At 58.9% G+C, this 24,627-nt stretch carries 23 protein-coding genes; 13 read left to right on the forward strand and 10 right to left on the reverse strand.

Annotation, left to right across the window (positions count from 1 at the left end; genetic code table 11):
* The 4 genes from AC2FIR_RS00285 to AC2FIR_RS00300 form a co-directional block, all read right to left on the reverse strand.
* Nucleotides 1-1,662 carry an FAD-binding dehydrogenase gene (locus tag AC2FIR_RS00285; protein ID WP_496743608.1) on the reverse strand — a complete coding sequence of 554 codons (1,662 nt, stop codon included), beginning with the start codon at nt 1,660-1,662 and terminating at the stop codon, nt 1-3.
* A gap of 11 nt (nt 1,663-1,673) precedes the next feature.
* Nucleotides 1,674-2,531, reverse strand: a complete 858-nt coding sequence (locus AC2FIR_RS00290) for a bile acid:sodium symporter family protein (protein ID WP_480906959.1) — start codon at nt 2,529-2,531, stop codon at nt 1,674-1,676.
* A gap of 72 nt (nt 2,532-2,603) precedes the next feature.
* A complete protein-coding gene (locus AC2FIR_RS00295) occupies nt 2,604-3,338 on the reverse strand; it encodes a glutamine amidotransferase (protein ID WP_480906957.1) in 735 nt (244 codons plus the stop codon).
* A gap of 16 nt (nt 3,339-3,354) precedes the next feature.
* Nucleotides 3,355-5,127: an SLC13 family permease gene (locus tag AC2FIR_RS00300; protein ID WP_496743609.1), complete on the reverse strand. Its 1,773-nt coding sequence runs from the start codon at nt 5,125-5,127 to the stop codon at nt 3,355-3,357.
* Between the two features lie 110 nt (nt 5,128-5,237).
* Here AC2FIR_RS00300 and AC2FIR_RS00305 point away from each other — a divergent pair, with 110 nt between their 5' ends.
* Nucleotides 5,238-5,978 (forward strand): YebC/PmpR family DNA-binding transcriptional regulator, encoded by a 741-nt coding sequence (locus AC2FIR_RS00305; RefSeq protein ID WP_170609910.1) that lies wholly within the window; start codon nt 5,238-5,240, stop codon nt 5,976-5,978.
* A 72-nt stretch (nt 5,979-6,050) separates the two neighbouring features.
* Here the strand turns inward: AC2FIR_RS00305 and AC2FIR_RS00310 are convergent, their stop codons facing one another.
* Entirely contained in the window at nt 6,051-6,740 is a 690-nt protein-coding gene (locus AC2FIR_RS00310) for a nitroreductase family protein (RefSeq protein WP_496743610.1), read from the reverse strand.
* Nucleotides 6,741-6,777: 37 nt separating this feature from the next.
* Complete coding sequence (locus tag AC2FIR_RS00315; protein ID WP_170609913.1) at nt 6,778-7,662, reverse strand: LysR family transcriptional regulator ArgP; 885 nt, start codon at nt 7,660-7,662, stop codon at nt 6,778-6,780.
* Between the two features lie 85 nt (nt 7,663-7,747).
* Between AC2FIR_RS00315 and AC2FIR_RS00320 the strand changes: the two genes are divergently transcribed.
* From AC2FIR_RS00320 to AC2FIR_RS00350, 7 genes are all read left to right on the forward strand, one after another.
* Complete coding sequence (locus AC2FIR_RS00320) at nt 7,748-8,347, forward strand: LysE/ArgO family amino acid transporter (protein WP_170816658.1); 600 nt, start codon at nt 7,748-7,750, stop codon at nt 8,345-8,347.
* Between the two features lie 40 nt (nt 8,348-8,387).
* Nucleotides 8,388-9,296, forward strand: coding sequence for a DMT family transporter (locus AC2FIR_RS00325; protein WP_496743612.1), 909 nt, complete (start codon nt 8,388-8,390; stop codon nt 9,294-9,296).
* A gap of 87 nt (nt 9,297-9,383) precedes the next feature.
* Nucleotides 9,384-9,956, forward strand: coding sequence for a choline-binding transcriptional repressor BetI (gene betI / locus AC2FIR_RS00330; RefSeq protein ID WP_496743613.1), 573 nt, complete (start codon nt 9,384-9,386; stop codon nt 9,954-9,956).
* Nucleotides 9,953-11,461: a choline-sulfatase gene (betC, locus tag AC2FIR_RS00335; RefSeq protein ID WP_480911284.1), complete on the forward strand. Its 1,509-nt coding sequence runs from the start codon at nt 9,953-9,955 to the stop codon at nt 11,459-11,461. The genes betI and betC overlap by 4 nt, the downstream gene beginning before the upstream one ends.
* An 89-nt stretch (nt 11,462-11,550) precedes the next feature.
* Entirely contained in the window at nt 11,551-13,209 is a 1,659-nt protein-coding gene (gene betA, locus AC2FIR_RS00340; protein WP_170609923.1) for a choline dehydrogenase, read from the forward strand.
* Between the two features lie 54 nt (nt 13,210-13,263).
* Nucleotides 13,264-13,914, forward strand: coding sequence for a thermonuclease family protein (locus tag AC2FIR_RS00345; RefSeq protein WP_496743614.1), 651 nt, complete (start codon nt 13,264-13,266; stop codon nt 13,912-13,914).
* A gap of 99 nt (nt 13,915-14,013) precedes the next feature.
* On the forward strand, nt 14,014-14,253 hold the full coding sequence (locus tag AC2FIR_RS00350; RefSeq protein ID WP_170681998.1) for an HP1242/YdcH family protein: 240 nt from the start codon (nt 14,014-14,016) through the stop codon (nt 14,251-14,253).
* 85 nt (nt 14,254-14,338) lie between these two features.
* Here AC2FIR_RS00350 and AC2FIR_RS00355 read toward each other — a convergent pair whose 3' ends face one another.
* Both AC2FIR_RS00355 and AC2FIR_RS00360 read right to left on the reverse strand, forming a co-directional pair.
* Entirely contained in the window at nt 14,339-15,739 is a 1,401-nt protein-coding gene (locus tag AC2FIR_RS00355) for a helix-turn-helix domain-containing protein (RefSeq protein WP_170609929.1), read from the reverse strand.
* A gap of 65 nt (nt 15,740-15,804) precedes the next feature.
* Nucleotides 15,805-17,010: a multidrug effflux MFS transporter gene (locus AC2FIR_RS00360; protein ID WP_496743615.1), complete on the reverse strand. Its 1,206-nt coding sequence runs from the start codon at nt 17,008-17,010 to the stop codon at nt 15,805-15,807.
* 182 nt (nt 17,011-17,192) lie between these two features.
* Between AC2FIR_RS00360 and AC2FIR_RS00365 the strand changes: the two genes are divergently transcribed.
* The 3 genes from AC2FIR_RS00365 (at nt 17,193) to AC2FIR_RS00375 (ending at nt 19,805) form a co-directional block, all read left to right on the forward strand.
* Nucleotides 17,193-18,725: an acyl-CoA carboxylase subunit beta gene (locus AC2FIR_RS00365; protein WP_170609933.1), complete on the forward strand. Its 1,533-nt coding sequence runs from the start codon at nt 17,193-17,195 to the stop codon at nt 18,723-18,725.
* A gap of 221 nt (nt 18,726-18,946) precedes the next feature.
* The gene (locus tag AC2FIR_RS00370; RefSeq protein ID WP_496743616.1) at nt 18,947-19,315 is read left to right on the forward strand and encodes a DUF6497 family protein; all 369 of its coding nucleotides are present in this window, start codon (nt 18,947-18,949) and stop codon (nt 19,313-19,315) included.
* 136 nt (nt 19,316-19,451) lie between these two features.
* Entirely contained in the window at nt 19,452-19,805 is a 354-nt protein-coding gene (locus tag AC2FIR_RS00375) for a hypothetical protein (RefSeq protein ID WP_496743617.1), read from the forward strand.
* A 74-nt stretch (nt 19,806-19,879) separates the two neighbouring features.
* Here the strand turns inward: AC2FIR_RS00375 and AC2FIR_RS00380 are convergent, their stop codons facing one another.
* Nucleotides 19,880-21,031, reverse strand: a complete 1,152-nt coding sequence (locus AC2FIR_RS00380) for a DcaP family trimeric outer membrane transporter (RefSeq protein WP_496743618.1) — start codon at nt 21,029-21,031, stop codon at nt 19,880-19,882.
* A 650-nt stretch (nt 21,032-21,681) separates the two neighbouring features.
* On the opposite strand from AC2FIR_RS00380, the gene AC2FIR_RS00385 reads away from it, so the two are divergent.
* Nucleotides 21,682-21,885 (forward strand): hypothetical protein, encoded by a 204-nt coding sequence (locus AC2FIR_RS00385; protein ID WP_170609939.1) that lies wholly within the window; start codon nt 21,682-21,684, stop codon nt 21,883-21,885.
* A 117-nt stretch (nt 21,886-22,002) separates the two neighbouring features.
* On the forward strand, nt 22,003-24,048 hold the full coding sequence (locus AC2FIR_RS00390) for an ATP-binding protein (RefSeq protein ID WP_496743619.1): 2,046 nt from the start codon (nt 22,003-22,005) through the stop codon (nt 24,046-24,048).
* A gap of 76 nt (nt 24,049-24,124) precedes the next feature.
* Here AC2FIR_RS00390 and AC2FIR_RS00395 read toward each other — a convergent pair whose 3' ends face one another.
* Nucleotides 24,125-24,571, reverse strand: coding sequence for a DUF4174 domain-containing protein (locus AC2FIR_RS00395; RefSeq protein ID WP_170609943.1), 447 nt, complete (start codon nt 24,569-24,571; stop codon nt 24,125-24,127).
* Between the last annotated feature and the right edge of the window lie 56 nt (nt 24,572-24,627).

Here is a 24,627-nt window from a genome sequence, read left to right on the forward strand (position 1 = left end):
TCAGGCCACGGCCCGGGACCGTCCTGCGTTGCGGCCTGAGAAAATGCAACCACCCAGAAACGTGCCTTCCAGCGCGTTGTATCCGTGATAGCCGCCGCCGCCAAATCCCGCGACCTCGCCGGCGGCGAAAAGGCCGGGCACGGTCTGCCCGTCTGCGCCGATCATCTGGCTGTCCAGATTGGTTTGCAGACCGCCCAGCGTCTTGCGTGTCAGAACATGCAGTTTGACGGCGATCAGTGGCCCGTTTGAAGGATCAAGGAACTTGTGCGGCTTGGCCGTGCGGATCAGCCGGTCGCCGCGATAGTTGCGCGCCGCCAGGATCGCCATCATCTGTGCATCCTTCGAGAACGGGTTGTCGACCTGCGAATCCCGCGCTTCGATCTGGGCGCGCAAGTGAGCTTCGTCAATCAGGTCATCGCCCAGATGGTTCATGCCCCGCACCAGTTCGGTCAGGGTGTTGGCAACGACGAAATCCTCGCCCTTTTCCTTGAACGCCTCGACCGGCCCGGTGGCTTTTGAGCCGGATAGGACACGTTGACGGATCACCTCTTTCCAACTGCCCGAGGTGAAGTCCGGGTTCTGCTCGGACCCCGAAAGGGCAAATTCCTTCTTGATCACTTTCTGGGTCAGGACAAACCAGCTGTATTCGTATCCCGTTTTCAGGATTTCACGCAGCGTGCCCAAAGTGTCGAAACCCGGCAGGCAGGGCGGTTCCATCCGGTTGCCCTTGGCATCGAACCACATTGAGCTGGGGCCGGGCAGAATGCGGATTCCGTGGGCTGGCCAGATCGGATCCCAGTTCCGCACGCCCTCGGTGTAGTGCCACATCCGGTCGCCGTTGATGACATGCCCGCCCGCCTTTTCGCTGATCGGGATCATCCGGCCATCGACGTGATAGGGAACGCCCGCGACCATGTCCTGCGGCGGAGCGCCCAGACGCTCGCGCGGCCAGCTTTTGCGCACCATTTCGAAGTTGCCGCCAATGCCGCCGGACGTGACGATGATTGACGGCGCATAGAACTCGAACTCGCCAACCTCGTCGCGGTTGGTCTTGCCACCGCGCTGGGCGTCGTCGTCGGCCAGAACCTCGCCCGAAACGCCTTTCGCCGCGCCGTTCTGCATGATGATGTGGCTGACCTGATGGCGGAATTCCAACCGGATCAACCCGGCGCTGACATGTTCGTTCACCCGGCGGATGAAGTGTTCCAGCACGCCCGGTCCGGTGCCCCATGTAATGTGAAAGCGCGGGACCGAATTTCCATGTCCATCCGCGAAAGATCCGCCACGTTCGGCCCAGCCCACCACAGGAAACCAGCGCAGGCCCATCTGATGCAACCACGGGCGCATCTCGCCAGCGGCAAACTCGACATAGGCTTCGGCCCATTTGCGGGGCCAGAGGTCATCGTCACGGTCAAACTGCGCACTGCCCATCCAATCGCGCAGGGCAAGATCCTGACAGTCGCGGATGCCCATGCGGCGTTGCTCGGGCGTGTCGACCATGAACAATCCGCCAAGGCTCCAGAACGCCTGACCGCCCAGAAAGTGTTCAGGCTCCTGATCAACGATGATCACTTTCTTGCCGCGGTCGCCAAGTTCCGCAGCCGCCGCCAGACCGGCAAGACCGCCGCCAACGACAATTGCATCTGCAGTATTGTTGGTCATGAAATGTCCTTTCAGCGGTTGCGGAACCAGACGAGAAACGGAAGAGCCACGAAATACATTGTGATGCCATAAACGGCCGAGGGCAGGGCCAGCGGGCTGAACCCGCTTTCTGTTCCAGTGATCAAGGCCGCCAGCGTGATACCCAGTGTCGAGTTCTGAATGCCGGTTTCGATGGAAATCGTCTTGCTTTCATTCCACGACAGATTGGCCGCACGCGCCAGCCCCAGTCCGATCAGCAGCAGCGCCAGGTTCAGTGTGACCAGCCCCGCACCCATGATGCCGAGGTTGTCGATGAACAACTGCCAGTTTCCGGCCAGGGCGGCGATGACGATCAGGATGAATAGGATAGTAGCGGTTTTGGCCAGCGCGGGTTCGACCCGATCGGCAAACCCGGTTGCAAAATGGCGCAGGCCGACACCAATGGCCACGGGCAGGGTGGTGATCAGAAACATGGCGATGGCCAGTCCGCTGATCGACACCTCGGGCGCATCCTCGGCCATGAAATGGCTTATCGACCATGCGGCCAGTACGGGCACGGTCACGATGGACAACAGGCTGATTACAGCGGTCAGACTGACGGACAGCGCGACATCGCCCCTGGCAAGCCGGGACAGGATGTTGCTGGTCACGCCGCCGGGACAAAAGCTCAGCAACATGAACCCGACTGCTATTGCGGGCGGCAAGGCGAACAGCTTTACGACAGCAAAAGCGGTGACTGGCAGCAAAACTACCTGAGACAAGGCACCGATCGCGAACGGATACTGTCGGCTTAGCACGCGACGGAAATCGGCCGCCTCCAGTCCGATACCAAGAGACAGCATGATGATGGCCAACGAAACGGGCAGGCCGACATTGATGAGCAGATCCAAGAACAACTCCTCCCAAAGCTGTTCGGATCAACCTATGCGAGGGGCGACGGATCAGGCAACCACGTCGTTGGGTCAGCCATAGCGCTGAGCGAACCGCCGCAGGATTTCGCCGGGTTGGGTAACGTCGGCGGCGTGGCACAGATCGATCAGGGTTTGCGCGTCTTCGGGCGGGAAATAACCGTGGTCTTTGTAGATGTTGATGCGCTGTTCAAAGTCCCCTGCATCCGCCTCGGGGTGGAACTGCGTGGCATAAACGTTCTGCCCCCATCGGATCATCTGGAACGGGCAGGGGTCCGAAGCCACCAGATGCACGCAACCATCCGGCAGGTTCTGGACGGCTTCCTTGTGGCCAACAAAGGCTTCGAATTCTGATTGCAGACCCGCGGTCAGCGGGTCGGCCGCGCCGGCCTCGGTCAGGCGGCAGATCGAAGGGCCGACCGGCTCGCCAAAGCGGTTCTTGCTGACGTCGCCCCCCAGATGTGCGGCCAGAATGCCCAACCCGTAACAACAGCCCATAAAGGGATGATCCAACGCGGTGATTTGCGGCATCAATCCCATGATGGTGTTTTCGATACGAGCATCCAGCGGCGATTTCGAAGCCGGATCGTCACTGACGCAGCCAGGACCTCCCCCCACGATAATACCGGCGTAGTCCGAAACACTAAGCCCCTCGGGCAAAGTCTCGCAATCCAGCCGGATGCGATGGGTCTGGTCTGCGTGAAGCCCGGTTTTTTCGAGAATCGAGGCGTACTCGGCGTCCGATGCATCAGTTTCAGGGCGCAGTTGCAGGATCAAAAAGCGTTTCATGTGCTGCCCTTACCCGTCAAAGCGGCCAGAACACAAGTATGGCCGGAACCGAAACCGCGATAATCAGGATCTCCAGCGGCAGGCCCATGCGCCAATAGTCTCCGAAACGATATCCGCCCGGCCCAAGAACCAGTGTGTTGTTCTTGTGCCCGATGGGCGTCAGGAACGCAGCCGAGGCGGCAACTGCGACTGTCATCAGGAATGGATCGGGCGACACTTCAAGCGTTCGGGCCATCTGGATGCCGACAGGGGCCGCAACGATGGCAGTTGCCGTGTTGTTCAGAACATCCGAAAGGGTCATCGTGACGATCATCAGCACGGTCAGAATGGCCCAGGCCGGCAAGCCGTTTGTCAGTTGTATCAGCGCGTTTGCGATCAATTCGGTGCCGCCTGAAGATTCCAACGCACTGCCCAACGGGATCATGGAACCCAGCAGGACAACGACCGGCCATTCAATATGGTTGTAGATATCGGCAATCGGCATGATCTTGGTCAAAACATAGGCGACGACGACCAGTCCCAGGGCAATCGGCAGGTAAATCAGGCCGATGCTGGCAGCCAGTACGGCGGCGGCGAAAAGTCCGATGGCAAGCCACGCTTTGTCGTTTGCCGTGACATTCAGCCCGCGCGTGGCCAGCGGAAGACAGCCGAGCCATTCAGTAACGTCCGCCCCCCGATCCCGTGGGCAAAGCAGCAGCAGGATGTCGCCCGCTTCAACCTGGGTCTTCCGGACCTGTTCGGTGATGTTGCGGCCTTGACGCGAAATGCCCATCAGTACGGTACTCTGCCGCCAGGCAAGGCCCAGCCCTTGCGCTGTGCGGCCCGTGATGCGGGCGCTTTCGGGGGCGACGACTTCGATCACTTCCAACCCGTCGCCTTCGGCGGTCAGCAACTCCTGTCGCCGCGTGTCCGAGAAATCCAGATTGAGCGCCGTGCGGAACTCATCCAACGCCTCGGGTCGCGCCTCAAGAACCAGCGCGTCGCCCTCGTGCAGCGTGGCATGGGTGGATCGGCCATAACGGCGTTTGCCATCCCGGATCAGCCCGATGATGGCGACGTCCGATTTTTCCGCCACCTCGTAAAGCTCACTGACCCGTTTGCCGATATGAGGGGACTCGGGCGGAACAGTGAGTTCGGCGATGTACTCGGCCAGCGCTTCGGAGGTTTCCGTCTGCGGCCCCCGGTCCGGGATCAGTCGCCATCCGATCAGCGCAACAAAGGCCAGCCCGGCAATCGCGGCCAACCCGCCAACGGGGGCGAAATCGAACATGTGGAACGGCTCGCCCAGTGTTTCAGCCCGGATCGATGCAATGATGATGTTGGGCGGGGTGCCGATCAGCGTGGCCATGCCGCCCAGAATCGTGGCAAAACTTAGCGGCATCAGGCTTAGCCCGACCGATCGGCCCGCCTTGCGGGCGGTCTGAATATCCACCGGCATCAGCAGCGCCAGCGCCGCGACGTTGTTCATAAAGGCAGACAGCACAGCCCCGATCCCGCCCATCAACGCGATATGGGCGCCAAGTCCGCGCGAAGCATCGACTAAGATGCGGGTGATCAGGAACACCGCGCCGGACCGCACCAACCCGGCAGAGACCACCAGGACCAGAGCGACAATGATCGTGGCCGGATGGCCGAAGCCTGAAAAGGCATTGTCAACGGGCACAACGCCCAGCACAACACCGATCAGAAGTGCCGAAAACGCGACCAGATCGTATCGGAACCTGCCCCACAGAAGCAGTGCAAATACGGTTATGAAAAGTGCGAATAGAATGATCTGGTCAGTCGTCATGGGGCCACCATACCCACGCTGACGGGTTGGACAAGCCGCTCTCTTGATCCCACACCCTGCAACCGTCTATATGAGCGCCGAATACGCAATCACTATCACGAGGACGCAACATGGCAGGCCATTCCAAATGGGCCAACATCCAGCACCGCAAGGGGCGTCAGGACGCCGCGCGGTCCAAACTGTTTTCCAAGCTGTCGAAAGAAATCACCGTTGCCGCCAAGATGGGCGATCCCGACCCCGACAAGAACCCGCGCCTGCGTCTGGCGGTGAAAGAGGCCAAGTCGAACTCGGTTCCCAAGGATGTGATCGACCGCGCCATCAAGAAATCGCAGGCGGGCGAGGGCGACGATTACGAAGAAATCCGGTACGAGGGCTACGGCCCGAATGGCGTGGCCGTCATCGTTGAAACGATGACCGACAACCGCAACCGGACCGCATCGACCGTCCGGTCGACCTTTTCGAAGAACGGTGGAAACCTGGGCGAGACCGGATCGGTCGGCTTCATGTTCGACCGCAAGGGCGAAGTGGTCTACCCGGCCTCGGCAGGCGACGCGGACACCATCTTTGAAGCGGCCATCGAGGCGGGTGCCGAAGACGTCGAAAGCTCGGACGACGGGCACATCATCTGGTGCGCGGATACCGATCTGAACGACGTGTCCAACGCGCTTGAGGCCGCGCTGGGTGAGACCGAGTCGACCAAGCTGGTCTGGAAGCCCACAACAACGACCGAGTTGGGCCTCGAGGACATGCAAAAGCTGATGAAACTGGTTGATGCGCTGGAAGATGATGATGACGTGCAGCGCGTCACCACCAATTTCGAGGCCTCCGACGAGGTTATGGCGCAACTGTAAGGCGTCGTATGACTGATTGAAAAACCCGGCCTGTCAGGCCGGGTTTTTTTGTGCCCTCGGTCTGACGGGTTGTCAGAAGAATGACGAGATGTCTTCCAGCGGTTTCTTTAGTTTTGCAACGGACGGGACGGTCTCGTCTGCAGCGGGATGGCCCACTGCGATAATCATTGTCGGTTTTTCGGAAGCAGGTCGGTTCAGTGCATCATTGAGAAAACGCATGGGGTTAGGGGTGTGTGTTAAAGTGCTGAGCCCGGCGTGGTGCAGCGCCGCCAGCAGAAACCCGGTGGCGATGTTGACGCTTTCTGGGACGTAGTAATTCTTGTACCGGGTACCGTCATCGAACTGCCCCCAACGCTGGGCGAAGACGGCAATCAGCCAGGGGGCGACGGTGAGGTGTTCCTTGACATCGTTTGTCCCGATCGGCTCCAGCGCCTTGATCCACTCATCACCAGCACCGCCTGCATAGAACCGGCGTTCCTCCTCCTCGGCCTCCTCTCGGATGCGCTGTTTGAGCCCCGGGTCAGTTACGGCCACGAAATGCCATGGCTGATGGTTGGCGCCGGACGGGGCCGTTCCCGCAGTGCGGATGCAACTTTCAATCACCGCGCGCGGAACCGTTCGGTCGCAATAGTCGCGGACCGTGTGGCGCTTGCGCATGACGTCATAAAAGCTTTCGGCTGCCGTTGCCATCTCAGCGTCTGTCATATCGCTGCGGTCCGGCAGCGGTAGTGGGGTGTAGTTGATTTTATCACGTGAAAACATAGTATTCTTCGGGGTATTTAATCTTTGTTTGGCGTGGTTATTCCGGGATCAACCACTGGGCGGCGGCTTGTCTGACCGCTTTGGTTAAGGGTTTCAAGGCTGGCGCCAGTACACGGCCCACCTGCCAACTGAGCGGGATGTCCAAAGGCGTGTCTGGAATGACTTCCTGCAACCGCCCTGCGGCAATCGCCGGACGGACCAGCGTCTCAGGGTTCATGCCCCAACCCAACCCGGCCAAGGCTGCGTCGACAAACCCGTGCGAGGACGGCAGATAGTGCGACGGCGGTGAAATCCGACCGCTGAATTGGCGGGCAATCCAAATCTTCTGCAAATTGTCCTTTCTGTTGAACGTCAGACACGTGGCCCGCGCCAGTGACGTCGCGTCGACACCATTCGGAAACCACTTCGCCATGAAAGCGGGACTGGCTGTCGGCAGATAGCGCAAGACGCCTAGCGGTGTGGTATCGCATCCGGTCACGGGCTGTCCGCCCACGGTGATCGCCGCACTGACCTCGCCGCGCCTGAGCCATTCTGCCGAATGGTCCTGATCATCCACGACCAGATCAAACAAAATACCCCGCGTCTGCGCCATCGCATCAATGAACCATGTCGCAAGAGTGTCCGCCGGAATGGCGATGCGTACTCTTGCTGGTTCTGGACCCTGCTTAAGGGTCAGTTCGCGGGACAACTGCGCCTCAAGAAGGCTGATGTCCTCAGCGTGCCGGGCGATGCGAATACCTGCAGGCGTACCCGAGCAGGGCGTGCCGCGGTTGATCAAAGCGGCACCGACGCGGTCTTCCAGCGCTTTGATCCGTTGTGAAATGGCCGAGGGCGTAACGGCCAGCTCGGAAGCAGCCGCTTCGAAACTGCCGTGACGCAGAATTGCCGACAGGGCGGACAGGTGGTTGGGGTCCAGCAGCATTAGCTGCGCTTAATCTGGATCAACATCTTTAATTTGATAGATCGCCTTGTTGGTTTTAGTCAACGGTCGGAACGCAGGAGGTTTCATGTCCACATCTCTGATCGCCGGTTTTGCCTTGGGCTTTAGCCTGATCCTGGCCATTGGCGCCCAAAACGCCTTTGTCCTGCGGCAGGGTTTGCGTCGCGAACATGTCTTCACCCTTTGTCTGACCTGCGCCGTCTCGGACGCCGTACTGATCGCCGCCGGTGTCGCCGGGTTTGGCTCGCTGGCGCAGGCCGCGCCCTGGTTCGAGCCGGTAATGCGGTATGGTGGAGCCACCTTCCTGACATGGTACGGCCTGCGCAGCCTGCTGTCGGCCTGGCGTGGCGGCGCAGTGATGGAGGTGGGAAATGGGCACCGTACCAGCCTGCGGGCGGCTTTGCTGGCCGTTCTGGCCTTCACATGGCTCAACCCGCATGTATATCTGGATACGGTTGTTCTGATCGGGTCGATATCGGCGCAGTATGACGACCGACTGGGATTTGCGGTCGGAGCCATGCTTTCCAGCTTTGTTTTCTTCTTTTCACTGGGATATGGCGCGCGGATCTTGTCGCCCATTTTCACCCGCCCCCGGGCATGGCAAATTCTTGATGTGGTGATCGGGATCATCATGTTGGCCATTGCACTGAAACTTGTTGCGATGTGAAGGGTTGTCCCGCCGCCGGTTTCGGTGTTCAACCACTGACATGACAACAGCAGCAGTATCCATCCGCCCGATCGCAGGTATGTTCTGGATGTTCTCCGCCGGGCTGTCCTTTGTCATGATGACGGCCCTGGTGAAGACCCTTGGCTCGTCCATGGATCCGATACAGGCGGCCTTTCTGAGGTATGCGCTTGGTTTGGTGTTTCTGCTGCCTGCCTTGCGAACGATCATGGCAACACATCTGACCAAAAGAGACCTGACTTTGTTCGGGCTGCGGGGGATTATCCACGCCGTGGCGGTCATGCTTTGGTTCTTTGCCATGACCCAGATCCCTTTAGCCGAAGTGACGGCGATGAACTACATGACACCGATTTACGTCACGCTGGGCGCCGCGCTGTTTCTGGGGGAAAAGCTGGCCTTTCGCAGGATTGCCGCAATTTTGGTTGCCCTGATGGGGGTTCTGATCATTCTGCGCCCCGGGTTTCGAGAGGTTTCGCCAGGCCATGTCGCCATGTTGGGAACGGCGCTGACCCTTGGCGGGTCTTACCTTTTGGCCAAGCTTCTGGTCCGGGATATCCCGCCTTCGGTCGTGGTTGCGCACCTGTCAATCTGGGTTACAATCGCCCTGATCCCGTTTGCCTATGCCGTCTGGACCCCGCCCAGCCTTCACGATTTGGGTGTATTGTTTCTGATCGCCTGTTTTGCGACAGCCGGTCATTACTTCATGACGCTGGCCCTGCACGCGGCACCTGTTGCGGTAACCCAGCCGGTCACGTTCCTGCAACTGATCTGGGCAACTTTGATGGGCGCACTGGTATTTCATGAACGGGTTGATGTCTGGGTGGTTGCTGGCGGAACGCTGATCCTCGCTGCCGTCAGTTTCATCTCATGGCGCGAAGCGGTCCTGAACCGCAGTGCCGTAACGCCACCGGGTGTCGGCCCGAAATACTGACGCCGCTCGCTCGGCCTGAACGTTATTGATTGACGAGTCAATAAAACCCCCTTAGCGTTTGGTAAACCCAGCTGCTGAGAGGTAGGCATGCCAAAACTCGGAATGGAACCGATCCGTCGGGATGCAATCGTCCGCGCGACGATTGCCGAGCTTGGTCTGAAAAAGTCCCTCGACGTGACCGTCAGCCAGATCGCCAAACGGGCGGGCATGTCCAGCGCGTTGGCGCATCACTATTTCGGCGGCAAGGATCAGATATTTCTGGCCGCCATGCGCCGCATTCTATCCGATTTCGGTGCCGAAGCCCGCGAGCAACTGAAAGGCGCGGAAGCAAGGGAAAGACCGCAGGCCATTATCCGGGCATGCTTTGCACCCTCGTGTTTCACACCTGATGTGATCGCTGCCTGGATGACCTTTTATGTTCTGGCGCAAACCAATGACGATGCGTTGCGTCTCTGGCAAATCTACCAGTCGCGGATCAGATCCAACCTGATCGACAGCCTGCGACCGCTGATGAGTGACCCGGTTGAAGCTGCCGAGAACATGATTGCCCTGATCGACGGGCTGTATATCCGCGCGGCGCTGAGCGCACCGGAAGAGCCGCAACTGGCCGTTAACCACGCAATGCGTGTCCTCAACACTTTGCTCGAGGCTGAAAAATGACAAAGCCGAACATTCTGATCCTGATGGTGGATCAGCTGAACGGAACCCTCTTTCCCGATGGTCCCGCGGACTGGCTGCATGCGCCCAACCTCAAGAAACTGGCCGCGCGTTCGACCCGTTTTGCAAATGCCTATACCGCGTCGCCCCTTTGTGCGCCCGGTCGGGCCAGTTTCATGTCCGGCCAGTTGCCTTCGCGCACCGGTGTTTACGATAACGCGGCCGAGTTCCGTAGCGATATTCCCACTTACGCGCATCACCTTCGTCGCGCAGGCTATTACACCTGCCTGTCCGGCAAGATGCACTTCGTCGGTCCCGACCAGATGCACGGGTTTGAGGATCGCCTGACCACTGACATTTACCCGGCCGATTTCGGCTGGACACCGGACTATCGCAAACCCGGCGAGCGAATTGACTGGTGGTATCACAACATGGGTTCGGTGACAGGCGCGGGCGTGGCCGAAATATCGAACCAGATGGAATATGATGATGAGGTTGCCTATAACGCCAAGGCCAAGCTTTACGATCTGGCGCGCGGCAAAGGCGACCGCCCCTGGTGCGTGACCGTCAGCTTCACCCACCCGCACGACCCCTATGTCGCCCGGCGCAAGTACTGGGATCTCTACGAGGATTGCGAGCATCTTCTGCCCGAGATCGCCGATATCGGCTACGACAATCAGGATCCGCATGCAAAACGGATCTTCGATGCCAATGACTGGCGCAGTTTCGACATCACCGAAGAAGACATCCGCAAATCCCGGCGCGCCTATTTCGCCAACATCACCTATCTTGACGACAAGATCGGCGAGATCATCGAGGTGCTGGAAACGACGCGGCAAGAGGCGATCATCATGTTCGTTTCAGACCACGGCGACATGCTGGGCGAGCGGGGCCTGTGGTTCAAAATGAACTTCTACGAAGGCTCGGCACGGGTGCCGCTGATGATCTCGGCCCCTGATCTTCCAACAGGGCGTATCGACACCCCGGTATCGACCATCGACGTGACACCGACGCTGGGCGCTCTGGCTGGCGTCGACATGGAGGAGATCGCGCCATGGACCGACGGCGAGAACCTTGTTCCCTTGGCTCAGGGCGGCGAGCGCACCGCGCCCGTGGCCATGGAATACGCGGCCGAAGCATCATATGCGCCGCTTGTCTCATTGCGCTACGGCAAGTGGAAATACAACCGCTGCACACTGGACCCGGATCAACTGTTCGACCTTGAGGCCGATCCGCACGAACTGACCAACCTTGCCTTGAACCCCGAACACGCTGGCACACTGCAAACCCTGCGCGCGAAATCCGAGGCGCGCTGGGATCTGGATCGTTTCGACGCAGACGTGCGAGCCAGTCAGGCGCGCCGCTGGGTCGTGTACGAGGCTTTGCGGCAGGGGGGATATTATCCGTGGGATTACCAGCCGCTGCAAAAAGCATCGGAGCGTTACATGCGCAATCACATGGATCTGAATATCGTCGAGGAAAACGCCCGCTTCCCGCGCGGCGAATAACCTCTTCATCTTTTTGAAAATACTCCCGCCGGAGGCAATTGGGTTTTTCAACGAAAAACCTTGGCCCGGCGGGAACAGGAGACCTGAAAATGGAAGCAGATTTTGTCATTGTGGGTGCAGGATCCGCAGGGTGCGCGATGGCCTATCGCCTCAGCGAGGCCGGGGCTTCGGTCCTGGTGATCGAGCATGGTGGCACCGATGCGGGACCGTTCATCCAGATGCCCGCCGCACTCAGCTATCCGATGAACATGTCGCGCTATGACTGGGGCTACAGTTCCGAACCCGAGCCGCATCTGAACAACCGCCGGCTGGCCTGTCCGCGCGGCAAGGTGATCGGCGGATCGTCGTCGATCAACGGTATGGTCTATGTACGCGGTCATGCCCATGACTACGACACCTGGTCGGAAATGGGCGCCGACGGGTGGTCCTATGCGGATGTCCTGCCGTATTTCAAACGAATGGAATCCTGGCACGACGGCGGGCATGGGGGCGATCCGACGTGGCGCGGCACTGACGGGCCCCTGCACGTGTCGCGTGGCCCGCGCGAAAACCCACTGTTCCAGGCCTTTGTCGATGCCGGACAACAGGCGGGATACCAGGTAACCGGCGATTATAACGGTGAAAAGCAGGAAGGGTTCGGCCCGATGGAGCAGACCGTCTGGAAAGGACGGCGCTGGTCTGCTGCGAATGCCTATCTGAAGCCAGCTCTCAAACGGGATAACTGCGACATCCTGCGTGGCCTTGCGACACGTGTCGTAATGGAAAACGGCCGCGCCATGGGCGTCGAATTGGTCCGACGCGGCAAAAAGGAGATTATTCGCGCCCGGCGTGAGGTTGTTCTGGCCGCTTCTTCGATAAACTCGCCCAAGCTGCTGATGTTGTCCGGTATTGGGCCCGCGGCACATCTGGCTGAACATGGGATCGGCGTAGTCGCGGATCGCCCCGGGGTTGGGGCTAACCTGCAGGATCATCTGGAACTGTATATCCAGCAGGCATCGCTGCAGCCGATCACGCTGTACAAGCACTGGAACCTGTTCAGCAAAGGGCTGATCGGTGCCCAGTGGCTGTTTACTAAAACGGGTCTGGGTGCCTCGAACCAGTTTGAAAGTGCTGCGTTCATTCGCTCGAAACCCGGTGTGCGGTATCCGGATATCCAGTATCATTTCCTGCCGATCGCCGTGCGCTACGACGGGCAGACCGCGGCCGAGGGGCATGGTTTCCAAGCGCATGTCGGTCCCATGCGCTCACCTTCGCGCGGGGCGATAACGCTGCGCTCGGCCCGTGCCGAGGACGCGCCGGTCATTCGCTTCAATTACATGAGCCACGAAGAGGATTGGGCGGACTTCCGCACCTGCATCCGCCTGACCCGCGAGATCTTCGGTCAGGACGCTTTCAAACCCTATGCGGGCAAAGAGATCCAGCCCGGAGCCAGCGTTCAGTCCGACGAGGAATTGAACGAATTCATCGCCGAACATGCCGAAAGTGCGTATCACCCTTGCGGGACATGCCGTATGGGGCGGGCAGACGACAAGAACGCTGTCGTCGACCCGCAGGGGCGTGTGATTGGTGTAGATGGTCTGCGGGTCGCGGACAGTTCGATTTTCCCGCAAATCACCAACGGAAACCTGAATGCGCCATCGATCATGGTGGGCGAGAAAATGTCGGATCACCTGCTGGGCAAGGATGCGTTGCCTAGTTCGAATGACCGGCCATGGGTCCATCCCGAGTGGGAGACCGCTCAGCGTTAACGTTTCTTAACATACCCCGTTGAATGCGCCGCTGGTCAGGGGCATATCGGGGGTATGTTAAGACTTTGTTTGTGTTTTGTTCTGATGCTGCCGCAGATGGTTCTGGCCGCTGACCGGCCAACCGGGACTGTGCGGGTCGTGGACGCGGATACGTGGGATGTCGGTGGGGTCAGGATTCGTCTGTCTGGAATTGACGCCCCCGAATTGGATCAGACATGTCGTGACGCGCAAGGTGTCGAATGGCGCTGTGGCGCGTGGGTAACGCAGGTTGCACGACAAAGGTTCGATGGGCGACCGGCCTTCTGTGAACCGGTGGATCGGGACAGGTATGGCCGTGTGGTTGCTCGTTGTTATGTAGCGGGGAGCGATGCAGCGCTTACGCTGGTCGAGGATGGGCTGGCCTTTGCGTATCGCAAATACTCCCGCGAATATGTGCCGATTGAACAGAGGGCCGCGAAGGAAAAGAAGGGTCTGCAGGCAACAGTGGTTCAGGTGCCCTGGGTGCACCGCGCCGGGACCGCAGGTTTGCCCCCGCAGGAAACGTGCCAGATCAAGGGAAATATCTCAGCTCGTGGAGAAAAGATTTACCACATGCCCGGGCAGGCTTTCTATGCGGCGACAAAGATCAACAAGGCAAAGGGCGAGCGTTGGTTCTGTGATGCCAGGGCGGCGCGTTTGGCGGGCTGGCGACCTGCAAAGCGGTGAATCCAGCCTTTTGGTGTCGCCAATTTGATCCGGGTCAAAGCGGTATCGCCGGAACATGTTTATCCATGGGGACAACAACATTTCGAGGAGCTTACAGGAATGTCCCACACCCCACATGAACTGGCCGAAGAGTTTCCGGAAAAGGTCGAAGTGATGAGTCACCTCAAGCAGTCCGACGCGCATTTTGCCCGGCTGTCAGACGAATATCATGAGATCAACCGGACCGTGCATCGGGCCGAGACCAATGTCGAGCCGATGGAGGAACTGGCTGAAGTTGAGTTGCGCAAGAAGCGCGCGGCCTTGAAGGATGAAATCTGGGCGATCCTGTCGAAAAACTGACCCAATCGGGGGCTCTGCCCCCGTCGCGGCAGGCCGCGACTCCCCCGGGATATTTTTTGCCAGATGAAGATCCCGGGGAATTGTTTCAGGTGACTTCGTAGGGCAGCGTTCCTCGGGTATGGGCGTCGATTGTCAGCCTGCGTTCCAGCGGGGGAACGGACCTTTGGTGACAGGTTTGACGTTCGCAAATCCGGCAGGAAATCCCGATCGGTTCATAGGCGCTGGCATTGCTGATATCCAGGTTGTCGGCATAGACCAGAGCCTGCGCGTGACGCACTTCGCACCCCAGTGCAATGGCGTAGCGGCGCACCGGGGCCCCGAATGAACCGCCGGATTTCGATACGTCGCGTGCCAGGGAGATATAACGCACTCCGTCCGGCGTTTCGGCAAGTTGAAGAAGGAAATGACCTGGTGTTTCGAATGCGCGGTGGACATTCCACAGCGGGCAGGCGCCGCCGAAGCGCGCAAATTGCAGTCGTGTGGCTGAATGGCGCTTGGTGATCGTTCCGGCCTGATCCACCCGAACAAAAAAGAAGGGGATGCCTTTGGCTCCGGGCCGTTGCAAAGTGGACAAGCGGTGGGCAACCTGTTCGATCGATGCGCCGAATCTGATGCTGAGCAATTCAAGATCGTGGCGATCCTCTTGCGCGGCGGCCAAGAAGGCACCGTAGGGCATCAGGGAAGCCCCGGCAAAGTAGTTCGCAAGCCCGATTTTGGCGATGGCGCGGGCTTCGTCACTTTGGAAGCGGGCGAAATCCAGGGTTGCTTCAAGCAGTTTGTCCTGAGAAATCAGCGCAACCTGCAGCAGCAACTGAAAGACCTGCGTTTGCGGCGCGGCGCGTGAAGACAGGGAAAGCGTTTTGCTTGCTATGTCATATTTGCGCGTTTCCGAGATGTCCGTGAACTCAACACGGATGCCCCGCTCGGACAGGCTGTTGAGGGCTGCGGCGCGTATGCCTCCGGCTTCTTCCGCGCGTGTTGAAAACCGTTCGGCGGCCCGGTCGACAGCGTCGATATAGTTGTCGCAATAGTGGAAGAAGTCGCGCACTTCTTCCCAGGGGCTGGCCTGAATTCGGGAATCCTCGCGCCCCAGGGCCTCGTCCAGCGAGGCCAGCCGTTCGTGCGTCTGGCGATACGTGCGGTGCAACGCGATGAAGGCGCGTGCCAGCGCCGGCGCGTTCGATGCAGTCAGTCGCAAATCGGCAAGAGGGGGCATTGCGTCGTCGAAGACCGGGTCAGCGAGCGCTTCGCGCATATCCGACACCAGCCGTTCGCTGTCACCGGTGCTGAGCTCGGTGACATCCATCCCGAATTCTTGCGCCAGAGCCAGAACAACCGTTGTCGAGATCGGTCGGTTGTTGTTCTCCATCTGGTTTAGATAGGGCAGGGAAACGCCAAGCTTGGTTGCGAATTCCTTTTGCGTCAGGGTCAGGCGCGTGCGCATTTCGCGCAGCTTTGCGCCGGCATAGAGCTTTTGAGTGGCCATGGCGTGTCTTTGCAACTTTTCTTTCAGCGCAGGCTAACTTTGCAAACCGCTGCGTGCAAGAAAGTTCAAAGACCCAGCTGTCGTTCCCGCCAAATGACAAGGCTGATGGCTGCGATGGCCAGAACCGCGGTTGTGAGCATTAGCCAAAGCAACGGCATTGCGCCGGTTTCCTGTGTCAGAAGCGCGCCCGCAAGTGCGCTCAGCGCTGCGCCGCCGCCAAGCATGATCGCTCCGCTCAGACCGGATGCTGTTGCGGCCAGATGGGGGCGAACGGACAGCGAGCCGGATGTTGCATTGGGGATCGCCATGCCGTTGCCGACGCCAACAAATGTCATAAACCCGAAGAAACTGATGGCGGTTCCCAAGCCGGCCAGGAACAGTAGAGCAGACAGGAATACACCAAGCGCGTTCAGCCAGCTTCCCCACAAAATCATCTTGTTGATGCCAAAGCGAACCGAGTAGCGCCCGCTCAGGAAGTTGCCGAAGAAATAGCCAAGTGCTGGCGCGCCGAAATAGATGCCGATTTCTGCCGCGGTCATGCCAAAGACCTCGGTTCCGATGAAGGGGGCGCCGCCGAGATAAGCAAAGAACGCGCCAGACGAAAACGCGGAGGACAGAGAGTATCCCCAGAACCGCGGAGACGTGAGAAGTTCCGGGTATTCCCGAAACTGCTGCAACAGTGTCTTGCCGCTTTTGATGCTGGTTTCACCGAAATCCGAATAGGTCAGCCAGATCGCAAGAGCGCCCACCAGAAAAGGAAACCAGAAGTTGGCTTTCCAGCCAAAGACCTCTTCCAGGATGCCGCCAATTGCTGGACCGATCATCGGAACGACCGCCATGCCCATGGTGACATATCCAATCATCGAGGCGGCTTTGTCCTGTTCGTAAAGGTCGCGAACGGCGGCTCGGCTGAGGACCATCCCGACCACGACAACGGCCTGAGACATTCGAAACGCCAGGAAAATCTCGACATTCGGGGCATAGATGCAGCCTAAAGTCGCCAGCAAAAAAAGCCCGAGCCCCCACAGCATAACGGGCCTGCGCCCGGCCTTGTCCGCTATTGGGCCAATCAGTATCTGCAGCACCGCATTTATCAGCAGATACAGGGCAATCGACAACTGCATCACCCGGTATTCCGTCTCAAAATACTCTGCCATGTTGGGCAGGCTGGGCAGAAACAGATTCATGCTCAGGGCCGAAAGCCCCGATAGGATGACCAGTGTTGTGATTGAAGGCGGCGATCTGCGCACCGAGGTCGAGCTGAATTGCATGATGTGCATGTATAGGGGGCGCAGATGAGATTACCATCGGCCTCGCAGCGCCAATCGAAAAATTAGCAAATTTACACTATTCAATGGCTTGATTGCCAATAGTTTGCAAATTTGCCGAAAGTTGCTTTGGTCCTTGCATGACTCCGTATAAGGTCCGGCCAAATTTTACAGGGGTTATCGTCATGAAAGACATCCTTTCCGAGCTTGAAGATCGCCGTAACGATGCGCGGCTGGGCGGTGGGCAAAAGCGGATCGATGCGCAGCATGCGCGGGGCAAACTGACGGCACGCGAGCGGATCGAGTTGCTACTGGACGAAGACAGCTTTGAAGAATTCGATATGTTCGTCAGCCATCGTTGCACTGATTTCGGGATGGAAAATCAGAAACCTGCGGGTGACGGTGTTGTGACCGGATGGGGCACGATCAACGGTCGCATGGTCTATGTGTTCAGTCAGGACTTCACGGTTTTTGGCGGCTCGCTGTCTGAAACCCACGCACAGAAGATCTGCAAGATCATGGATATGGCAGTGCAGAACGGAGCCCCGGTGATCGGTATCAACGACTCGGGTGGAGCGCGTATTCAAGAAGGTGTTGCGTCACTGGCGGGTTACGCCGAAGTGTTCCAGCGTAACATTATGGCCTCAGGTGTCGTGCCGCAGATCAGCGTAATCATGGGGCCCTGTGCGGGCGGCGCGGTCTATAGCCCGGCGATGACCGACTTTATCTTCATGGTCAAAGACACTTCCTACATGTTCGTAACCGGTCCCGACGTAGTAAAAACCGTAACGAACGAGGTCGTGACGGCGGAAGAGTTGGGTGGTGCGTCTACTCATACAAAGAAGTCTTCGGTTGCCGACGGTGCATTTGAAAACGATGTCGAGGCGCTGGCCGAAGTGCGCCGTCTGGTTGATTTCCTGCCGCTCAACAACCGCGAAAAGCCGCCCGTGCGTCCGTTCTTTGACGAACCCGATCGCATTGAATCTTCGCTGGATACGTTGGTTCCGGACAACCCGAACACGCCCTACGACATGAAGGAACTGATCGCGAAGGTCGCGGATGAGGGTGATTTCTACGAAATTCAGGAGGATTTCGCGAAGAATATCATCACCGGTTTCATCCGGCTCGAGGGGCAGACCGTTGGCGTCGTGGCCAACCAGCCGATGGTTCTGGCCGGATGTCTGGACATCGACAGCTCGCGCAAGGCCGCACGGTTCGTGCGCTTCTGTGACTGTTTTGAAATTCCGATCCTGACACTTGTCGACGTTCCGGGTTTCCTGCCCGGCACCAGCCAGGAATATGGCGGCGTGATCAAACACGGCGCAAAGCTTTTGTTCGCCTATGGCGAGGCAACGGTTCCGAAAGTAACCGTCATCACGCGCAAGGCTTACGGCGGAGCCTATGACGTGATGGCGTCGAAGCACTTGCGTGGCGATTTCAATTACGCCTGGCCGACAGCCGAGATCGCGGTGATGGGCGCCAAGGGCGCGACCGAAATCATTCACCGCGCCGATCTGGGCGACGCGGACAAAATCGCGCAGCATACGCAGGACTACGAGGATCGCTTTGCCAATCCCTTCGTCGCGGCCGAGCGTGGATTTATTGACGAAGTGATCATGCCACACTCTACGCGTCGCCGTGTCTCGCGGGCATTTGCGAGTTTGCGGAACAAGAAGCTGAAGAACCCGTGGAAAAAGCACGACAATATCCCGCTTTGATGGCCGGGGTGGGGCGGCCCACCTCGAATTGGAGACGGTCTGCCGAATTTGATGGCGGAACGATTGCGAAGCCGAAAATCCGACTTTGAGGCCGAAACAGGTTTATGGAACAACCAGCCAGAAACAGATTAGCGCGGAGTGTCAACGCTGCGCCCGCGACCCCGGAGAGAGGAGCCTGCCACTGGCGGGGCTGGGGTCGCGCATTTGTTTTGGCTGGCGCGTTGCTTGCATCCCCTGCGGAAGTACTGGCCCAAAGCCTTTTGCCTGTTCCGTCAGGTCAGCCGGTCGAGCTCAGCGATGTTCTACTGGACAACAACCCAGGTGAATTGTGGCTGAGGTTTCGCTTCATCGCCCCCAAGATCGGTTCGACAGTTGGGCGGATCGGTTATGATGTGGCGTCGGCCGATATGGCGCATCTTTGTGAAATCCTGGCGGTTCCCTATGTGGCGAAGCATGAACTTGAGCCGGCGCGCGTCGTGATTTCCTTTTCCGACCGCGCCACCGAATTCGGCAATGCCGCGCCCGACGCAACGCAGTTCTTCGAGGCCTACCGGTTGCAGGATTCCCGGTGTATCTGGGAAGGGCTCTGATCATGATCGGTGATTTTCATGACATCAGTGCGTTTCAGAAAAAACCGGCAACCGTGGAGGTTCGCGCAATGAAGCCAGCTCTGGTTGGGTGTAAGTCCTTTTTCCTTTTCAACATGTTGATGACCGAGGTTCAGGTATGCTGAAGCATCGTGGTTTCCCCGGCCGTCTGTCCGGTACCGATTTCCAGTTCGTCATCCGGCGCGCCAACCCCAAAGGTGTAACGCCTCTGACCCGGCGCGAGCGTTTCCGGGATCGCAAACCAGCGGACCGGCGCGCGGATGTGGCGTTCATGGAAGCGTTGTGGGACCATTTCGGCGACCAGCCGTTTGAGCGTGGCAATCTGGACGCAGGGCGGCTGAGCTGGCTGTTCGGGCGGGAAGTGATTGCGGCAGAAGACCCGTTCGACCCTGCCAGCTACGACGCGTTGCTGGTGATTGATCTGGACGTCGCGCGCCATTCTTTTCCTGAAATCTTCGACGGGGTGCGCTGATCGTGTTTGCCGCCGTGTCCCATATCCGCCAAGGGAAAACCCTGCCCGAAACCGGGCAGGGCCGGTATGGGACGTCAGAAGTTCAACTGCGCCGCCAGTTGGACCCGGTCGCCGTCAAACGTCCGGCCAGTGGGTGCATCGTTCCGCTCGCCAAAGAAGTATTCCGCGCTGAATGTCAGGTTGTCGGTTGCCTGGTAAAAGGCGTTCACATGGATCGTCTCGAGCTCGGTGAAGGACAACGTGCCAGTCGAGGTGGGCAGATCGTAATCTTCGCGACCATAGGCGATACCGACATTCCATTTCGTACCAATGTCCTGGCGGAACTCGATGGTATAGCCGTCGACGTCATTTGCCCGGCCGTTGACGATGGCATCGCCCAGGCCGATCAGGTAGGGGCCAAGCGCCTCACCGTCGACGTAGTTGACCTGAAACAGCCCGCCCTGCCACGGCCGGACCGAGCCCGAGAGGGTAAAGCCCGTCTGATCGACTTCGACCGCTCCGGATTCGGCCTGGCCATAGAGGGCGGACGCGCGGGCAATATATGTGCCGTCGTTGTACTCGATGGCACCGGTGAAAACCGGATCTCTCGCATTGGACGCGCTGACATTCTCTTCGATCGAAGCCGAAAATGTGGTGTTGGACCCAAGGGTATTCGAGTAGCGCACCTGTGGCACACGAGCGAATGGGATACCGACAGGACCGTTGAATTCAACCGAGGTCGGATAGGTGTCCAGCGGCTGGAAATTGGTCCAGTACTGACCGATCAGCCAGCTGTCTCCGATCGTGATATTGGCATGGCGCAGGCGCAGTTCAGCCGCTCCGCCCGAGGCGAACAGATCCAGTTCCAGCTGGCCGCCGATTTCGCCGATACCGGAAGGCGTGCTGGTACGCAGCCCGATTCTGGACTGACGAACAGTCGCGCCGAATGTGCCACTGGTCTCGTTTGCAGGCTCACCGATGTTGTTTACGAAGGCGGTGTCACCCTGGTCGTAGTCGAAGTCGTAGAAGAAATCGGCCTTGATATATCCGTAGACGTCCAGAGTGGTGTTGCCGATCCTCAGATCGCCGGTCCCGGCACCGGATTTGGCGGCCTCCAGCGCTTCGACACGGGCGCGCAGGGCAGCCAGTTCGGCCTGGGTCTGAGCATCCTGGGCGTTGGCCTTCAATCCGCTGAATCCGAGCGCCGAGACGGCGAGCAGAAGGGCCGTTTTTCTCTTTATTATCATTTGGGTATTTCCTTGTATGCGAGTGTGCACAAGCACAGTTCCACGTCCCAAAATCCGATGGAAATCACGACAACGGGACAAAATGGGCCCGATTTCTCAAGCAATCGTGCGGGAAATCCCAAGCACCTTCACGTGTGGGTGAAAGAGGGTCGTAACGCACGGAAATCGAGAGAAAATTTGGCTTTCGAATTCCAAGGCGTTCGTGATTTGCCTTTTGCCCAAATCGCACTTGGAAGCCAGGTCTGTCACAGGAATGTGACACCTTCTGGTGTGCTGGAATATGGATACGGCAAAGGTCTTGTCGGCGCGAAATTGCGCGGCATTACGCAGGATGGGCAAAATCCAGCCGGTATTCGGGGTGGAAACAATACTTTGTTTGCCGCCGGGATTGTGCCGTGCATGGTGGAAGGGCCGTGCGGCTCTACTTTGCCTGCGTCGCACAAGCACCTACTATTCCGTACCCCTTCCTATCGCGGGCAGGCTTGTGTTCCCCACAATATCCTGCCCGCGTTTTTCTTTTCTCAGACAGTAGGCAACAAGCGGCAAAAAACTGCGCAAAAAGTTTGGTTGCCGCCGTTGTTATTGCATAACAATGCGGGCTTCCGGCATCTGGCCGCAAGGAAACCAAGAAATCTGAAGGGGCAGAAACCATGCAAACCTCACGCATCTTCCTTGTGGTCGCGGCCTGCGCAGGCCTTGCGGCCTGTGGCGAAACCACCGGCGAACAAGCGGTCATCGGCGGCGGAGCGGGCGCCCTGGGCGCGGTCGTTCTGGACGCAAACCCGGTCGTCGGCGCTGCGGTCGGTGCCGCGGGCAACGTACTGTATTGCAAGTCGCAGGGTACCTGCGACTAACTCAAAGCTTTTCGGGGCGCGTTCCGCCCCGTCCGCCATCATGCAGAACGCCGTCGCGGGGGGAGTCCCCTGCGGCGGCGTTTTGCATTTTCAGAACACCAAGCCAAAGGACGTCTCATGTTCAACAAGATCCTGATCGCCAACCGGGGCGAGATCGCCTGCCGGGTCATCAAGACCGCTCGCAAGATGGGTATCGGTACGGTCGCCATTTATTCTGACGCCGACAAGAACGCGTTGCACGTTTCGATGGCGGATGAGGCGGTGCATATCGGACCGCCACCGGCGAACCAGTCCTACATCGTGATCGACAAGGTGATGGATGCCATCCGTCAAAGCGGTGCACAGGCGGTCCATCCCGGCTATGGCTTCTTGTCCGAGAACTCGAAATTCGCCGAAGCGCTTGAGGCCGAAGGCGTCGCTTTTGTTGGCCCCCCGGTGGGTGCGATCGAAAGCATGGGTGACAAGATCACCTCGAAGAAGATCGCTCAGGACGCCGGTGTTTCGACGGTTCCCGGTTACATGGGGCTGATCGAAGATGCCGACGAGGCGGTCAAGATCTCGAACGACATCGGCTATCCCGTCATGATCAAAGCCAGCGCCGGTGGTGGCGGCAAGGGGATGCGGATTGCCTGGAATGACGAAGAAGCGCGTGAGGGTTTCCAGTCGTCCAAGAACGAAGCGGCCAATTCCTTCGGCGACGACCGGATTTTCATCGAGAAATTCGTGACCCAGCCGCGGCACATCGAAATTCAGGTTCTTTGCGACAGCCATGGCAATGGCATCTATCTGGGCGAACGCGAATGTTCGATCCAGCGCCGGAACCAGAAAGTGGTGGAAGAGGCACCGTCGCCGTTCCTTGATCCCGAAACACGCAAGGCAATGGGGGAACAGGCGGTCGCGCTGGCAAAGGCCGTGAACTACGCCAGTGCGGGCACTGTGGAATTCATCGTCGATGGGGAAAAGAACTTCTACTTCCTGGAAATGAACACCCGATTGCAGGTGGAACACCCCGTGACGGAACTGATCACCGGCGTCGATCTGGTGGAACAGATGATCCGGGTGGCCGCAGGTGAGACGCTATCGATTACGCAGGATGACGTGACCCTGACAGGCTGGGCGATCGAAAACCGTCTTTATGCCGAGGATCCGTATCGCAACTTCCTGCCGTCGATCGGCCGTCTGACCCGCTATCGCCCACCGCAGGAAGTCGCAGCCGGTCCGTTGCTGGTCAATGGCAAATGGCAAGGTGAGGCCCCCTCGGGCGAGGCTGCAGTGCGCAATGATACCGGCGTCTATGAGGGCGGCGAGATCAGCATGTATTACGACCCGATGATCGCCAAGCTCTGCACCTGGGCACCAACCCGTGAGCAGGCGATTGAGGCGATGCGCGTGGCGCTGGACAGTTTCGAGGTTGAAGGCATCGGCCACAACCTGCCGTTCTTGTCCGCTGTCATGGATCACCCGAAATTCGTCAGCGGCGACATGACCACGGCGTTTATTGCTGAAGAATATCCAGACGGCTTCGATGGGGTTCAATTGCCCGAGGCCGAGTTGCGGCGGATCGCGGCCTCGTGTTCTGCCATGCACCGGGTTGCCGAAATTCGCCGTACCCGCGTATCGGGCCGGATGGACAACCACGAACGCAAGGTTGGCACCGAATGGACGGTGACGTTGCAGGGACAGGAGTTTGACACAACAATTGCCGCCGACCCTGAAGGTTCAACGGTGAGCTTCGCAGATGGCACCGTGCACCGTGTGTCCTCAGACTGGACGCCAGGTGATCAACTGGCAGTACTGGATGTGGATGGCAATCCACTGGTGCTGAAGGTGGGCAAGGTTTCGGGCGGGTTCCGCATCCGAAACCGGGGCGCGGATATCAAGGTGCACGTGCGCACCCCACGTCAGGCCATACTGGCCAGACTGATGCCGGAAAAACTGCCGCCGGATACTTCAAAAATGCTGCTGTGCCCGATGCCCGGCCTGATCGTGAAGATCGATGTCGAAGTGGGGCAGGAGGTTCAGGAAGGTCAGGCGCTGTGCACCGTCGAAGCGATGAAGATGGAGAACATCCTTCGCGCCGAGAAAAAAGGCGTGGTCTCGAAGATCAACGCAGGTCCCGGAGACAGTCTCGCCGTGGACGACGTGATCATGGAATTCGAGTGACCATGGCTGCGCTTTTGTCATATCTCCAAGGGCCACCGGCGATCATCGCCGGGGCCAATGGGCTTGGCGAAAGTTCTCAGCCGCCCTCGCGCCGCTCGCGAATCTCGCGTTCGCGCAAGGGGGTCTTGTCGATGGACCGGCCAATCTCGCGCACGCTCCACGGGCTGGGCTTGCGCAGTTTCACCACCCCGTCCTTGTCGACAAACACCATCTGGAATCCACGCGGGCGCAGTTGTGACCGAATGGGCGACCGCGCCTTGGGATCGGTATCCGTCAGCACGATAACGTCGCGGTCGCGCATGGCGTCTTCACCTTCCAGCAGCATGTCGATCTGTTGCTGGAACCGTGGATCGGCAGGTGTATCGGCAAAGACAACGATGGGTCGGCTGACCCATAGGAATTCGTCCAGTTCGCTGTCGCCAGCGGGTCGGACAAAACTGTCATCTGCTGGTGCTGTGCCATCGGCGGCCAGCGCGGCCAGCGGGAATAGTGCCGAGAAAACAAGGGCAAGCGTGCGTGTCATATGGCCTCCTGTTCCACTGAATATAGCCACTGTGCAGGCGATTGCGACCAGCGATT

The organism is Ruegeria sp. CDSB136, from assembly GCF_059610965.1.